Genomic DNA, 14,437 nt, shown 5'->3' with positions numbered 1-14,437 from the left:
CCGCGGCCGGTGGTGAAGCGGTACTGGCGCCCTCAGCCGGCACCGTGGCACTTCTTGTACTTCTTGCCGCTGCCGCAGGGGCAGGGGTCGTTGCGGCCGGGCGTGGCTTCCTTGCGGAGGGTCTCGACCTTGGGGCCCAGGCTCTTCCAGAGCTGGCGCAGGTCGTACACGGCCCAGATGGCGGCGCCGAAGTCGTCCAGGCGCTGCTGGCTCACGCTGGGCGGGCCGTTCTCGTCGTACATCGAGAGCACAGGCTTGGCCTTGTCGTCCTCGGTCAGCACGACGATGTTCTCGAGCGCGTCGTCGAGCATCCGGGCCGCCTCCTTGTCGCGCGGCGGGGTCCAGTCCTCGGGCCAGTTCTCGACCGCGTACATGAAGCCCAGCGCCCAGACCTGGGCGAACGAGGGCAGGGACTCGCCGTCCATCTCGGCGCGCTCCTCGGGCGGCAGCATGGCGATGGCGCCACGGGTGTCGAGCACCTCGGGCTGCCAGCTGCGCTCGTCCTCGAGCGTCTCGACGTCGGCATCGAGACCGGTCTCGATCTCGCGCCAGCGGCGCTTCCAGTGCCAGACGAATTCCATCTGCTGGGCCGGCACGAAGCCATCGCCCAGTAGCACGGGCCAGTACTCCGAGGGCTCGATGACGCGGCGGGTACAAATCAGCGCCGCCATGAAGCCCTCGCAGAACTCCCATTGGGGGATTTCCTCGTCGTGCTCGCGCATCGCGTCGAGCGCCCGGTCGAGGGCGTCGAAGTCGTCGGGACCGAGGGGTTGCAGGTCGGTGGCGGGGGCCGGGCTGGTGCCGGCGGAGTCGGGTGGGGAGGTCGTCATGGCAAGTTCGAAGCAGCCCTCTATGATGCAGCAGGCTTCGGCAGACCCCCAACAACCATGCCCACGATCACTCCATTTCCGGTCCGCTACACCGCCTTCGCCCTGTGCGTGGCCGGTTTCGCGGCCAGCCTGGCCTTCGTCCTGGCCTCCCCCCATCTCTGGTTCGCCTGGATCGCGCTGGTGGTGTTCGCGGTGCTCGCGGGCACCGGCGTGCACGACCTGCGGCAGGCCCGCCACGCGATCCTGCGCAACTACCCGGTGATCGGGCACCTGCGTTTCCTGCTCGAATTCATCCGGCCCGAGATCCGCCAGTACTTCATCGAGAGCGATGCCGAGGCCGCGCCCTTCTCGCGCGCCCAGCGCTCGCTGGTCTACCAGCGCGCCAAGGGCGAGCCCGACAACCGGCCCTTCGGCACCCAGCTCAACGTGACCATCGCGGGCTACGAGTGGATCAACCACTCGATGCAGCCGACGAAACTGGCCGGCCACGACTTCCGCATCGTGATCGGCGGCACGCCGCAGCCGGCCGATGCCAACCCGGCCCAGGTCTGCACGCAGCCCTACAGCGCCAGCGTGTTCAACATCTCGGCCATGAGCTTCGGCGCGCTCTCGGCCAACGCCATCCTCGCGCTCAACCAGGGCGCCAAGAGCGGCGGCTTCGCGCACGACACCGGCGAGGGCTCGATCTCGCAGCACCACCGGGTGCACGGCGGCGACCTGATCTGGGAGATCGGCTCGGGCTACTTCGGCTGCCGCAACGAGGACGGCACCTTCAGCGAGGAACGCTTCGTCGCCAACGCGCGCGACCCGCAGGTGAAGATGATCGAGATCAAGCTGAGCCAGGGCGCCAAGCCCGGCCACGGCGGCGTGCTGCCGGCGCCCAAGGTCACGCCCGAGATCGCGGCCGCGCGCGGCGTGCCGATCGGCGTGGATTGCATCTCGCCGTCCTCGCACAGCGCCTTCTCCACGCCGACCGAGATGATGCATTTCGTGGCCCGGCTGCGCGAGCTCTCGGGCGGCAAGCCCACGGGCTTCAAGTTCTGCCTCGGCCATCCCTGGGAATGGTTCGGCATCGTCAAGGCGATGCAGGCCACCGGCATCACGCCCGACTTCATCGTGGTCGACGGCGCCGAGGGCGGCACCGGCGCGGCGCCGGTCGAGTTCAGCGACCACGTGGGCGCGCCGCTGCAGGAAGGGCTGCTGCTGGTGCACAACACGCTGCTGGGCGTGAACCTGCGCCACCGCATCAAGCTGGGCTGCGCCGGCAAGGTCATCACGGCCTTCGACCTGGCGCGCATGATGGCGCTGGGCGCCGACTGGTGCAACGCGGGGCGCGGCTTCATGATGGCCCTGGGCTGCATCCAGGCGCAGAGTTGCCACACCGGCCACTGCCCGACCGGCGTGACCACGCAGGATCCGGTGCGCCAGCAGGCGCTGGTGGTGCCGACCAAGGCCGAGCGGGTGCGCAACTTCCACCACAGCACGCTGCATGCGCTCAAGGAACTGGTGCAGGCCGCCGGCCTCGACCATCCGCAGCAGATCACGGCCCACCACATCGTGCGCCGCATCTCCGACACCGAGGTGCGCCTCTTGAGCAACCTGGTGATGCAGGTGCAGCCGGGCGCGCTGCTGGGCCCGCTCGACGCGCAGCACAACGTGTTCCGCACCTACTGGCCGCTGGCCAGCGCCGACAGCTTCCAGCCCCTGACGCAGGGGGTCCAGGGCACGCAGGAGGCGCTCGCCACGGCGCCCCAGGGGCTCGCGCTGGCCGCATGAATCCGCTGCGACGTGGCGGCGCCGGCGCGCGCCTTTCGATGCGCAAGGGCGCGGCCTCGGGCCCGGCCCCGCTGGACGCGATCCCCTCCGCGCCCGCGCCGGGCGACTACGCGGCCTTCCTGCGCGCCACCCTGCCGCGCCAGGCCAGGAACGTGGCCAGCCACCGCTTCGGCGACGAGCGCGTGTGGCTCAAGAAGGCCGGCCCGCGCCACGGCAAGTGGGGCTACCGGGTGATGGCCGCGGTCGCGCGCATGGCGGGGCTGGACATCATCAAGCCGGTGCCCAATCCCGGCGGCGAGGCCGCCATCGCGACCGAGGCGCGCCGGCTGCGCCAGCTGGCCGCGGCCGGCCTGCGCGTGCCGCGGGTGCTGGCCGAACAGGCCGACGGCCTCTTGATCTCCGACCTGGGCGCCAGCGGGCGCGGCACCGTGGTGCTGCAGGAGCGGCTCGACCAGGCCGCGGCCGCCGGCCCGGCCGCGCTGCTCGCGGTCTGGCGCGAGGGGCTGGCGGCGATCGCCACCGTGCATGCGCACGGCCAGCACCTGAGCCAGGCCTTCGACCGCAACCTGGTGCAGTGCCCCGACGGCGTGATCGGCTACATCGATTTCGAGGACGACCCCTCGGAGGTGATGACGCTGGCCGAATGCCAGGCGCGCGACTGGCTCAGCTACCTGCACTCCACGGCCATGATGCTCGAGGCCGCCGCGCCCGACGCCGCCGGCCAGCACTGGCATGCGGCGCTGGCCGAGGTGAACGCCGACGTGCGCGAGCGCATCGCGAACGCGGCGCGGCGCATGAAGTGGGCGCAGAAGCTGCCCGCGAGCCGCCGCTGGGGCCGCGACACGCAGCGCGTGCGCGCGGTGGCGCGGCTGCTCGGGCGCTGGCACCTGCCGCCGGCGCGCTGAGGCTCGTCAGCGCGGCGTCCAGCGCATCGCGGCCAGCAGGTTGGCGTGGTCGTCGCTCCAGGGCGCGGCCGCGGACGCCTCGACGGGCTCGCCGTGCTCGCGCATCGCCGCGCCCTCGATGAAGCCCGCGTCGCGCGACAGCAGCACGTACTCCGAGGTGTGCTCGAGCGCGGGACTGTCGGCATCGGGCACGTGGTGCACGCGCCGCGCCTGCAGCCCGGCCGTGTCGGCCAGCCGGCGCACCACCGGCGCCAGCGCCAGGTGGCGGTTGCTGATGTGGAAGGCCACGACGCCGCCGGGCGCGAGGTGCCTGGCATAGAGCGCGAGCGCCTCGCGCGTCATCAGGTGCATCGGGATCGAGTCGCCCGAGAAGGCGTCGACCACGATCACGTCGAAGCCCTGCGGCCCGCGCGCCTCGAGCTCCCGCTGCAGCAGCAGCCGCGCGTCGCCCTGCGCGATCTCGATGGTGGCAGGCGAATCGGCGAGGTAGCTGAAGTGCGAGCGCGCGACCGCCATCACGAGCGGGTTGATCTCGTAGAAGCGGTAGGTGTCGCCGGGCCGGCCGTAGGCCGCGAGCGTGCCCACGCCGAGGCCGATCACCGCCACCCGCTGCGGCTGCGTGCCGCGCGCCGCGATCGCCAGCCCGGCGCCCGAGCCCGGCCCGTAGTAGGTGCTCGGCAGCCTGCGCGCCACCGCGCCCAGGCGCTGCTCGCCGTGCGAGATCACGCCGTGCATCAGCCGCCGCGAGGCGGTGGGCGAATCGGTGGCACCGAACTGCTCGACGCGCAGCGCGCCGTAGAAGTTGCGCGCCCGCAGCGCGGTGCGCCCGTCGGTCTCGCGCAGGTTCGACAGCGTGAACCAGGCGACCGCGGCTGCCGCGAAGGCGCCCATCAGGCCCGCGCCCGCCGACCAGGAGCGCGCGCGCCGCGCGGTGTAGGCCACGGCCACGAGCGCCAGCGCCGCCACCATGGCGTGGTACACGCCGCTGGAGACCGCGACCGAGGCCAGCCGCAGCCAGGCCGCGAAGCCCGCGACCACGCCGAAGGCGAACCATGGCCACGGGCCGCGCTGCTGGCCGCGCGTGAGCCACAGCATCAGGAGCCCCGGCAGCGCGAGGCACAGCGGCAGTTCCCAATAGCCGTCGAACAGGTGCGGCGCGGCCACGCCCGCGAACAGGCCGCCGAGCGCGCCGCCGACCGCCACCATCAGGTAGAAGCGCGTGAGCCGCTCGGGCGCGGGCTTCGCGCGCGCGAGCTCGCCGTGGGCGAACATGCAGACCGCGAACAGGCCCAGCGCGTAGAGCCCCACCGCGGCGGCGATCGGCAGCGCGCGCTGCGCGGTGGTCGGATACCAGCCCATCACCGGCACCAGCAGCAGCACCGCGGGCCAGAACACGGCGCGCCGGTACCAGCGCTCGCTGTCGAAGCACAGCACGAACGACAGCAGGTACAGCGCGAGCGGCAGGATCCACAGCAGCGGCACCGAGGCGATGTCCTGCGTGATGAAGGCCGAGACCGCGAGCAGCGCCACCGTGCCGAGCGCCGACAGCAGCAGCCACAGCAGCTGGTCGCGCCAGCCGGGCGGCGCGGCCGGACGCGCGGCGGGCGCGGGCGCCTCGCCCGCGCACCGCTGCCAGCGCGCCACCGCCCACAGCGAACCCAGGGCCAGCAGCGCGAACAGCACGAAGCCGGCCGACCAGGCCAGCGCCTGGGTGCGCAGCGCGAACACCGGATCGATCGCGAACGGATAGGCCACCAGCGCCGCGAGCGCGGCCAGGTTCGACAGCGCGAACAGCCGGTACACGCGCGCGCGCCGTTGCGCGTCGTGCGCATGCAGCCGCGCCACCCAGCTCTGCACCAGCGGGCCGGTGGTGCACACCGCGAGATAGGGCAGCCCCACCGTCGCGGCCAGCACGGCGAGCACGCCGAGCGAGGGATCGCCCTGCCCGTCGGGGCGCCATGCCGCGCCCGGGATCACCGGCAGCGTGGCGCAGGCCGCGAGCAGCAGCAGCGCATGCACCGCCGCCTGCGTGCGCAGCGGCCGCCGCGCGAGCCGCTCGGCATAGAAGTAGCCGGCCAGCAGCAGCAGCTGGAAGAACACCAGGCACAGCGTCCAGACCGCGGCCGAGCCGCCGAACCACGGCAGGATCTGGCGCCCCACCATCGGCTGCACCAGGAACAGCAGGAAGGCCGACACGAAGATGGTGGCGGCGCACAGGCCGGCCGCGCGCGCGGACGAGACCGGCACGCTCATCCGCCGCCGCCCGTGCTGCCGTCCGGGCTCGGCACGTTGTCGAGCTGGCCCTTGACCGAGGCGTCCCAGATCGCCGGGCAGAAGGCGTTGCCGTCGCCGACCTTGTCGGCCAGCGCGTCGAGGCCGCGCGCGGCCAGCTGCGTGGCCCACTCGGTGCTGTTGTTGCGGATGAAGGCGCTGACGTTGGTGATCGCGTCGCCGGGCGCCTCCAGCACGTTGGTGCCGGTGTTCTGGCTCCAGGCCGGGTCCCACTGGATGCCGATCGTGCGGTCGGCCTGCGGGCCGAAGGCATAGAACGGGTGCCAGTAGATCGGCGACTCCATGCCCACCACGCCCTCGGCCGTGAGCGGGATCTTGCCGTTGGCGATGTAGTAGGCCTCGAGCTGGGTGAAGCGGAAGTCGCCCGCGGGCGCGGTCGCGCCGTCGGGCGACAGCAGCTTGAACCAGGCCTCGGCCACGAACTGGTAGCCCTGCAGCGCCTTGAGGATGATGCGGTTGGCCACCGGGATGCCGAGCCGGTAGCCGTAGTGCACCTTCAGGTGCAGCACGCTGGTCTCGCCCAGCGTCTTGTTCGAGGCGGTGCCGCGCAGCTCGGCGTCGGGCGGCGTCGGATCGTTGATGCCGGCCGCCGTGCCCATGGCCTTGGCCTTGTAGTCGTAGGGCAGCGGCTTGCGGTAGCGCATGGTGTCGTTCGGTATCTGCACGATCCAGCGGTGCTCGCCGAAGTTCTCGATGAAGGCCCAGTCGACGAAGGTGGTCTGCGTCGGGTTCAGGTACTCGATGCAGGCCGACTCGATCAGGTCCTTGTTGGTCGCCACCCAGCCCGAGAGCATGCCGCCCACGCTCGACTCGCGCACCTGCAGCGGCATCATCCCCTTCACCAGGCCCTGCCACACGCTGCCGCGCGTGAGCGCGTTGGTCAGCGTGGTGAGGGCGGCGCTGTTGACGGTGCCCACGCCCGGCATGGTCGAGTTGCCGATGCGGAAGATGAAGGGCAGCGGCATGCCGTTGTTCAGCGAACCGGCGCGCGCGGCCTCGTGCGCCGCGTACTCGAGCGTGAGCTTGGCGCGGTAGATCAGGCCGAACTGGACCACGCTGGTCACGAACAGGATCAGCACCGGCAGCGCGATCAGGGTCTCGACCATCGAGACGCCGCGCGCGGGGCGGCGGCGCGTTGCATACGGCGAACGGGTTCGGTGTCGCATGGCTTCCATCTCCTTGTCGTGGTTCCTACCAGCCTTCGAGCAGCAGCCCGGGCCGCAGCGACAGCCGCGCGGCCTGCCCCTCGGCCAGCTCGAGCACGCTGGCCGCGCCCAGGCACAGCGCCATGCGCATCGGCCGCAGCCCCTCGACGATGCGCGCGATGCGGCCCTCGCGGTCGAGGAACACCACGTCGATCGCATAGCGCATGCCCACGGTGTGCACCGAGCTGCAGCGCGTGATCAGCAGGCCCTCGCCGCCCTCGATGCGCGCACGCCCGAGCAGCCCGCGCGTGCGGTCCCAGCCGCGCTCGGCCACGCGCACCGGGCCGAAGGGCGCGCGGGCGGCGGTGGTGCGGAGCGAGACGATGCGCATGCCCGGCCTTCAGCGCTGGGTCTCGAGGAACTGCATCACCAGCGGGAAGAAGATGATGATGAAGGTCACCGGGAAGATGAAGATCACCAGCGGCCCGATCATCTTCACCGGTGCCTCCATCGCAAGCTTCTCGGCCTGCTGGAAGCGCTCGGTGCGGCGCTGCTCGGAGATCGCGGTCAGCGTGTCGGCCAGGCTCGCGCCCAGCGACTCGGCCTGCGTGAGGTTCGACACCAGGCTCTTGATGTGCTTGTTGTCGAGCCGCTCGGCCATGGCGTTGAGCGCGTCCATGCGGCTCGCGCCGGTGCGCATCTCGCGCATCATGCGGTCGAACTCCTGCCCGAGCGCGCCGCCCGGTCCCTTCTGCACCGCCTGCGCGATCGCGCCGGTGAGGCTCAGGCCGGCCTGGCAGCACAGCGTGATCATGTCGAGGTAGCCCGGCAGCGTGCGCAGGATCTCCTTCTCGCGGCGCTTGCGCCGGTCGCGCATCCACAGCACCGGGTAGTACCAGCCCGCGAGGCACGAGGCCAGCGTGACCCAGACCTTGGTGCCGGCCATCGCGTCGAGCAGGCCCGCGCACCACAGGCCCAGCGCGCCCACCACCAGCAGCGCCACCACCTGCACCGCGATGAACTCCTCGGCCTTGAGCACGAACTCCAGCCCCGCGAGCTGCAGCTGGCGCCGGCGCCGCACCAGCATCGCGGTGGGCGCCATCTCGGAGATGTGGAACTGCAGGATGTTGACCGCGGGCCACACGATGCGCAGCAGCCGCGGCAGCGGGTCCATGTGCGTGCGCTCGGAGGGCCGCGCCTTGCGGATCAGCGAGATCACGTACAGCAGCAGGATCACGCCCGTGGTGGCGCACAGGAAGACGATGGCGAGCAGGATCAGCGAACGCATGGGGCGGCCTCGCGGTGCTCAGATGTCGATCGCGACGATCTTGCGGATCATCAGGTAGCCCAGCAGCAGCATCACCAGCGCCACGGTCATCACCACCCAGTCGATGGTGGTGGTGAACAGCAGCTCCATGGTGGGCTGCATCATGTAGAGCACGCCGCCGAGGAACACCGGGAACAGCGTCATCACCAGCCCCTGGATGCGGCCCTGCGCGGTCAGCGCCTGGATGCGGCCCTCGAGGATCGCCTTGCGCCGCAGCGTCTCGGCCAGCGCCTGCAGCGGTTCCGAGAGGTTGCCGCCGACCTCCTTGGACACGCGCAGCGCCACCACCACCAGCACGAAGTCGGGGATGCCCAGGCGCTGCGCCATCTTCTGGATCGCGTCGTCGAAGCTCACGCCCAGGCGCTGCTCCTTGAGCACCAGCCCGAACTCCTGGCCCAGCGGCCCCTGCTGGTCGCGCACCAGCACCTGCAGCGCCACCGACAGCGCGCTGCCCGCGCGCAGCGCGCTCGCGATGAACAGCAGCGCGTCGGGCAGCTCGGCCTCGATCTGCTTGCGCCGCTTCTTGCGCTGCCAGGCGAACCAGCGCGCCGGCAGCAGGTACAGCACCACCGCCGCCACCGCGCCGCCCATCAGCTTGCCGGTGACGGCCCAGCCCAGCAGGCCGCACAGCGCCACCAGCAGCACGTGGCCCGAGGCGAAGGCCACCGCGTGCTGGGCCTGGAACTCCGAGAGGTTGAGCGTGCGCCGCCCGCTCGACTGCAGCCGCTGCATGAGGCGCGAGGCGAGCTCGGGCGAGCCGCGCAGGAACAGGTAGCCGCACAGCGTGAAGAAGCCCATGCCGCAGAGCACGGAGGCGAACAGCACCAGGGTCTTCATCGCGTCGTCTCCCCGAAGAGGAAGTCCAGGTCGAGCTTCACGCCGTGCTCCTGCAGCCGCGTGAAGAACTCGGGCACGGTGCCCGCGGCCTCGAAGTGGCCCACGGTGCGGTAGTTCTCGTCCACGCCGGTCTTGCGGAAGGCATAGACGTCCTGGAACTGGATCACGCCCTCGGCGAAGCCCGCCACCTCGGTGATCTGCGTGACCTTGCGGCTGCCGCAGGGAAAGCGCGTGAGCTGCACGATCAGGTCCACCGCCGAGGCGATCTGCTCGCGGATCGCGGCCACCGGGATGCTCATGCCGGCCATGGTCACCAGCACCTCCAGGCGCGAGACCGCGTCGCGCGGCGAGTTGCTGTGCAGCGTGGTCAGCGAGCCGTCGTGGCCGGTGTTCATGGCCTGCAGCATGTCGAGCGCCTCGCCGCCGCGGCACTCGCCGACCACGATGCGGTCGGGCCGCATGCGCAGCGCATTGCGCACCAGGTCGCGGATCGAGATCTGGCCCTTGCCCTCGATGTTGGCCGGGCGCGACTCGAGCGACACCAGGTTCGGCTGCCCCAGCGAGAGCTCGGCCGCGTCCTCGATGGTGACGATGCGCTCGTTGCCCGGGATGAAGTTCGACATCATGTTCAGCAGCGTGGTCTTGCCGGTGCCGGTGCCGCCCGAGACGATGATGTTGAGCTTCTCCTCCACCGCGATGCGCAGGAACTCCACCATCGGCGCGGTCAGCGAGCCGATGCGCTGCATGCCCTCGTGGCCCATGCGGTTCTTCGGGAACTTCCGGATCGTGACGCTGGGCCCGCGCAGCGCCAGCGGCGGAATGATCGCGTTCACGCGCGAGCCGTCCTTGAGCCGCGCGTCGACCATCGGCGAGCTCTCGTCGATGCGCCGCCCGAGCGGCGTGACGATGCGCTCGATGGCGCCGAGCACCGCGATGTTGCTGGTGAAGGCCACGCTGGTGCGCTCGAGGCGGCCGGCGCGCTCGATCCAGATCTCGTCGAAGCGGTTGACCATCACCTCGGTCACGCTCTCGTCCTTGAGCAGCACCTCCAGCGGCCCGAGGCCGATGGCCTCGTCGAGCAGCTGCTGGCTCAGGAGCGCGCGGTCGAGCTCGGCGGGCAGGTCGCGCGTGTCGCGGATGATCTCGGCGATCAGCGCGCGGATGTTGGAGCGCAGCTCCTCGTCCTTCATGTTCGCGGTGTCGACGCGCCGGTTGTCCAGCTGCTGCAGCAGCGTGCGGTGCAGGGTGCGGCGCCACTGCAGCAGCGGGTCCTCCTGCAGCGCGGGCACGGCGTCGCGCGAGCGCGTCTCCTCGGCCTCGTGGCCGTCGGCGCGCGGCGCTCGGATCGCGCTGTCGAGCGACACCACCAGCGTGTGGCCGCCGATGATGATCTCCTCGCCGCCCTTGAACGGGCCGTAGCGCGTGACGCGGTTGCCGTCGACCCAGGTGCCGAACAGGCTGCCCTGGTCCTGCACGAACACCTCGTCCTCGTGCAGCACGAACTGCGCATGCTGCTTCGCGACGTTCCAGCCGCTGAGCACGATGCGGCTCGCGGCGTCCTTGCCGACCTGCAGCTCGGGCGCGTCGAACGGGAACTCGCGCACCGGCTGCTGCGGGGAATTGACGAAGACCTTGTGCATGGTGCGCGGCCCGCTCAGGGGGCGATCGGGTTGGCGGGCGAGCCCAGCGGGTTGTCGGGCGCCTCGCTCTCGCGCGGCGGCGCGGGCGGCACCAGGCCGTCGATGCTGGCGGCCGGCGGCGGCGGACGGCGGCGCTCGGGGTCGGAGCGGTCCTCGGTCAGGGTCTCGAAGTTGCGCGAGACGTCGCCCTCGATCTGGCGCGCGCGCTCGATGCGCGGCTGGCTGTACGAGGGGTCGACCACGCGCGGCGTGATGAACACCACCACCTCCTGCTCCTTGTCGTTGTCGGTGTCGGCGCGGAAGGCGCGGCCGATCACCGGCGCCTTGCGCAGGCCCGGCACGCCGTCGCTGGAGCGCGTGGACTCGCGGCTCAGGAGGCCCGACAGCACGATGGTCTCGCCGGCCTTGACGTTGAACTCGGTGTCGGTGCGGCGAATGAGCAGGCCCGGGATGCCCTGCACCGCCACGCTGCGGTCGATGCTGCTGACCTCGGTCAGGATGCTGCCCGAGATGTTGCCCTCGCCGTCGGCGATCGGCTTGATGTTGAGCCGCACGCCGTAGGGCTTGAACTCCACCGAGCCCGCGCCCTGGGTGCTCAGCGCGGGCAGCGGGATCTCGCCGCCGGCCAGGAACTTGGCCTCGCCGCCGCTGCGCGTGCTGAGGTTGGGCGAGGCCAGCAGGTAGGCGTTGCCGCGCTGCACCAGCAGGTTGATCTGCGAGGTCAGGCTGGTGGCGAGGCCGAAGTAGGCGTGCGGCGAGCGGTGGCGCTGCGCGAGGAAGGCCGCGCCCTCGGGCGTGCTGGTGTTGAAGCCGGAGTTGTCGGGCAGGATGCGGTAGCGGCCGTTGCCCGCGATGTCCGAGAACAGGCCGAAGTTGAAGCCGTCGCCCGAGCTCTGCCAGCGCACGCCGAGGTCGTCGAGCGCGGTCTTGGTGAACTCCACGATGCGCACCTGGATGTCGACCATGCGGTCCACGCGGATGCGGTCGGCCGTGGCCAGCGACACCGCGGCCGGCGCGTAGAGCTGGGCGATGGTGTTGAGCCGCTCGACCGCGGCCGGGTCGAGGTTGCTGCCGTCGAGGATCACGCGCTCGCCGACGCGGCGGATGTTCACGCCGGTGATGCCGTGCGTGATCTCGCGCAGCTCCTCGGCGATGCGCTCGAGGTCGACCACGTTGACGCGCACCTTGAGCTTGCGCACGCGCCCGCCCTTCTCCCATACGTGCAGCGTGCTGTCGCCCGCGTCCTGCGCGGTGATCAGCAGGTTGGCGCCATCGAGCACGCGCGCCTCCATCACCTTGCCGCTGCCGATCGCCACGCGCGCCACGCCGGGCATCTTCACCAGCACCATCTGGCCGACGTAGAGCGTGAGCGTCTGCGGCAGGTCCTGCAGCACGGTGGCGCGCTGCGCGATGCGCTGCAGCTCCTCGGGCGTGATCACCGGCGCGACGGCCGGCGGCGGCGCCGGCGGCCGGATGCCGGGCGAGCGCTCGGCGGCGGGCGCGGCGGATGGCGCGGCGAACGGTGCCGCGGAAGGCAGCGACGGCGGCGGCGCGGGGATCGGCACCGCGAGCGCCGCGGGCGCGCCGCCCATGCCGCGCGCGGGCCCCACGTAGGAGCCGCCGCCCGTGATGGTGCCCTCGGCGCCCCGGGCCGCGCCATGAAGGACAAGACACAGCGCGCTCGCTGCCAGGGTGCATCGCTTGAGATTCATTCGGACTTCTTTTCGGAACAACATTCGGAAGCCGCGCCCTCCGCGCGGCCGGCATGGCGGGGACGCGCTCGCGTCAGCGCACGGGCAGCTCGCCCTGCGGCAGCATCTGGCTCGGGGCGGGCGCCGCACCGCGGTTGCCGGCCCCGCCGACGATGTATTCCACGCCCGGGCGCGGCGCCGGACCGCGCGCGGCCACCACCGGGCCGCCGCGCTGCGGCCGGAAGCCGGCCACCACCGCGTCGAGGTCGACCGCGTCCACGCCCGTGTGCATGGTCGCGCGGTCCTCGGGGTTGCGCAGCGCCGCGACGATCTTGCCGAGCCGCTGCGCGAGGATCAGCTTCTGCGCGTCCTGCGGCTGGATCGCGACCGTGACGGTCGAGTAGCGTTGCTGCGCATAGGGATCGGCATCGGCCGCCACGTCGGGCCGGCGGCGCAGCGCCGCGAACTGCTCGGAGGTGATCTGGCCGGTGGCGCGCACCTCCACGTCCTGCAGCAGCGGCACCACCACCGAGGGCTCGCCGCCGGCCGCGGCCGCGCCCTTGTCGACCACGTACATGAAGTCGATGCGGTCGCCCGCGCGCAGCATGCCCGAGATGGAGCTGATCTCGTCCACGGGAATCGTGACGGCGCGCACGCCCTGCTCGATCTCCTGCGCGAACACCTTGCGCGGCTGCGCGAAGAAGGAGGCCAAGAGCGGCTTGCCCGGCGCCACCGGCACGGTCAGCGTGCGGCCCACGAACTGCTGGAAGGTCTCGGGCGTGAGCGCATCGTTGTGCACGTACTCGTTGGGCACCGAGCGCTTGGCCACCATGTTGGGCATCACGTTGACGCCGTCGGCCAGCGCCTGGCGCGCCACCACCACGTCGCGCCGCTGGCTGTCGGCATCCTTCTCGAGGCTGGCCGCGATCTCGCGCTCGCTGGCGCGCAGGTAGTACCAGCCCAGGCCGGCGGCGAGCACGCCGAGGGCCACCGCGCCGATCAGCGGCGAGAGCCGCCGCACGCTGTGCTTGAACTTGGTGAATCGGGCGGAGGCGGGTTTCATGCGGGAGAGGAGAGAGAGGAAAGGGAAGGCGCTAGAGCGGGAACGACAGCGTGTACGAGTAGGTGGCCCAGGCATCGCGGAAGGCCTTGATCAGCAGCCCCACCACCGAGCGGTCGGCGCCCGGGAAGGTGGCGAACAGCATCGTGGCGAGGATGCCGGCGACGATGGCGTACTCGAGGATGGTCTGGCCGCGCTGGCGGTGCGGGGGAACGTGGCGCGGGCGCTTCATTCGGGCGAGGTCTGGCTGGCGGTGACGACATAGGCCTGGTCGCGCTTGACGATGGTCACGGCCATTTCCTCGTTGGTGCGGCGGAACACCAGGGCGCTGCGCTGGCCGCCCTCGATGGTGCGGTCCTGCACCAGCGTCCAGCCCAGGCGCAGCAGCTGCTCGCGCAGGTAGAGCGCATTGGTCTCCACGCTCACGCCGTTGGTCACGACGATGGTGCGGTTGCGCTGGCCCTGGTCCCACGACAGCGTGTCCGACACCACTTGCGAGCCGGCCGGCCGCGGGAAGCCGCGGCCGATGCGCGCGCTGCGCTCCTGCACGTCGCCCACGGGCTCGTAGACCGCGGCCGACACCAGCCGGCCGATGGTGCCCTCGGGCGTGTCGCGCAGCTGCACCGTGACCTGGTAGTCGCCGAAGCGCGCGCCGAGGATGCGCACCGCGCCCAGCGTGGTGACGCCGTAGCCGGGGCGCTCGGCCAGCCACTTCTCGTAGTAGCGCGAGACCTCCTTCATCGGGGCCTTCGACTCCAGCCCGCGGATCTGCATCGGCACCGTGTTCTGCTCGATGTACTCGGCGACCCAGAAGGCGCGCGCATCCCCGGGCACCGGCACCTGCGGCCAGTCGCGCTGCGGCGCGGCGGCGCCGGCCCAGCCCGCGAGCGCCAGCCAGGCGCAGGCGCCCAGGCGTCGGATGGTTGCGTGCATT

The 14,437-nt window shown here is 71.7% G+C and carries 13 protein-coding genes; 2 read left to right on the top strand and 11 right to left on the bottom strand.

Features of this window, described 5'->3' with window-relative positions; translation table 11 throughout:
• Positions 1-32 precede the first annotated feature (32 nt).
• Positions 33-830, bottom strand: a complete 798-nt coding sequence (locus AC1HIL_RS07410) for a UPF0149 family protein (RefSeq protein WP_261209227.1) — start codon at positions 828-830, stop codon at positions 33-35.
• Between the two features lie 57 nt (positions 831-887).
• On the opposite strand from AC1HIL_RS07410, the gene AC1HIL_RS07405 reads away from it, so the two are divergent.
• Together AC1HIL_RS07405 and AC1HIL_RS07400 are read left to right on the top strand one after the other, a co-directional pair.
• Entirely contained in the window at positions 888-2,606 is a 1,719-nt protein-coding gene (locus AC1HIL_RS07405; protein ID WP_296735400.1) for an FMN-binding glutamate synthase family protein, read from the top strand.
• On the top strand, positions 2,603-3,511 hold the full coding sequence (locus AC1HIL_RS07400) for a BUD32 family EKC/KEOPS complex subunit (RefSeq protein WP_296735401.1): 909 nt from the start codon (positions 2,603-2,605) through the stop codon (positions 3,509-3,511). Before AC1HIL_RS07405 ends, AC1HIL_RS07400 begins: the two co-directional genes overlap by 4 nt.
• 6 nt (positions 3,512-3,517) lie before the next feature.
• On the opposite strand, the gene AC1HIL_RS07395 is transcribed toward AC1HIL_RS07400, so the two are convergent.
• The 10 genes from AC1HIL_RS07395 to AC1HIL_RS07350 form a co-directional block, all read right to left on the bottom strand.
• Positions 3,518-5,764, bottom strand: coding sequence for a spermidine synthase (locus AC1HIL_RS07395; protein WP_479671490.1), 2,247 nt, complete (start codon positions 5,762-5,764; stop codon positions 3,518-3,520).
• A complete protein-coding gene (locus AC1HIL_RS07390; RefSeq protein WP_261209242.1) occupies positions 5,761-6,969 on the bottom strand; it encodes a TadE/TadG family type IV pilus assembly protein in 1,209 nt (402 codons plus the stop codon). Before AC1HIL_RS07390 ends, AC1HIL_RS07395 begins: the two co-directional genes overlap by 4 nt.
• 25 nt (positions 6,970-6,994) lie before the next feature.
• Positions 6,995-7,339 carry a DUF192 domain-containing protein gene (locus AC1HIL_RS07385; RefSeq protein ID WP_057595766.1) on the bottom strand — a complete coding sequence of 115 codons (345 nt, stop codon included), beginning with the start codon at positions 7,337-7,339 and terminating at the stop codon, positions 6,995-6,997.
• A gap of 9 nt (positions 7,340-7,348) precedes the next feature.
• The gene (locus AC1HIL_RS07380; protein ID WP_057595765.1) at positions 7,349-8,236 is read right to left on the bottom strand and encodes a type II secretion system F family protein; all 888 of its coding nucleotides are present in this window, start codon (positions 8,234-8,236) and stop codon (positions 7,349-7,351) included.
• 18 nt (positions 8,237-8,254) lie between these two features.
• The gene (locus AC1HIL_RS07375; RefSeq protein WP_479671489.1) at positions 8,255-9,112 is read right to left on the bottom strand and encodes a type II secretion system F family protein; all 858 of its coding nucleotides are present in this window, start codon (positions 9,110-9,112) and stop codon (positions 8,255-8,257) included.
• Positions 9,109-10,752, bottom strand: a complete 1,644-nt coding sequence (locus AC1HIL_RS07370; RefSeq protein ID WP_057595763.1) for a TadA family conjugal transfer-associated ATPase — start codon at positions 10,750-10,752, stop codon at positions 9,109-9,111. The genes AC1HIL_RS07375 and AC1HIL_RS07370 overlap by 4 nt, the downstream gene beginning before the upstream one ends.
• 14 nt (positions 10,753-10,766) lie before the next feature.
• A complete protein-coding gene (locus AC1HIL_RS07365) occupies positions 10,767-12,464 on the bottom strand; it encodes a type II and III secretion system protein family protein (protein ID WP_479671488.1) in 1,698 nt (565 codons plus the stop codon).
• Between the two features lie 73 nt (positions 12,465-12,537).
• Positions 12,538-13,506, bottom strand: coding sequence for a Flp pilus assembly protein CpaB (gene cpaB / locus AC1HIL_RS07360; RefSeq protein WP_057595761.1), 969 nt, complete (start codon positions 13,504-13,506; stop codon positions 12,538-12,540).
• A 31-nt stretch (positions 13,507-13,537) separates the two neighbouring features.
• Positions 13,538-13,735: a hypothetical protein gene (locus tag AC1HIL_RS07355; RefSeq protein WP_057595760.1), complete on the bottom strand. Its 198-nt coding sequence runs from the start codon at positions 13,733-13,735 to the stop codon at positions 13,538-13,540.
• The gene (locus tag AC1HIL_RS07350) at positions 13,732-14,436 is read right to left on the bottom strand and encodes a hypothetical protein (RefSeq protein WP_479671487.1); all 705 of its coding nucleotides are present in this window, start codon (positions 14,434-14,436) and stop codon (positions 13,732-13,734) included. The genes AC1HIL_RS07355 and AC1HIL_RS07350 overlap by 4 nt, the downstream gene beginning before the upstream one ends.
• Between the last annotated feature and the right edge of the window lies 1 nt (position 14,437).

Source organism: Variovorax sp. ISS6 (genome assembly GCF_056523145.1).
Note: the sequence above shows the minus strand (reverse complement) of the source record. Positions and strands in the feature narration are given on the sequence as shown.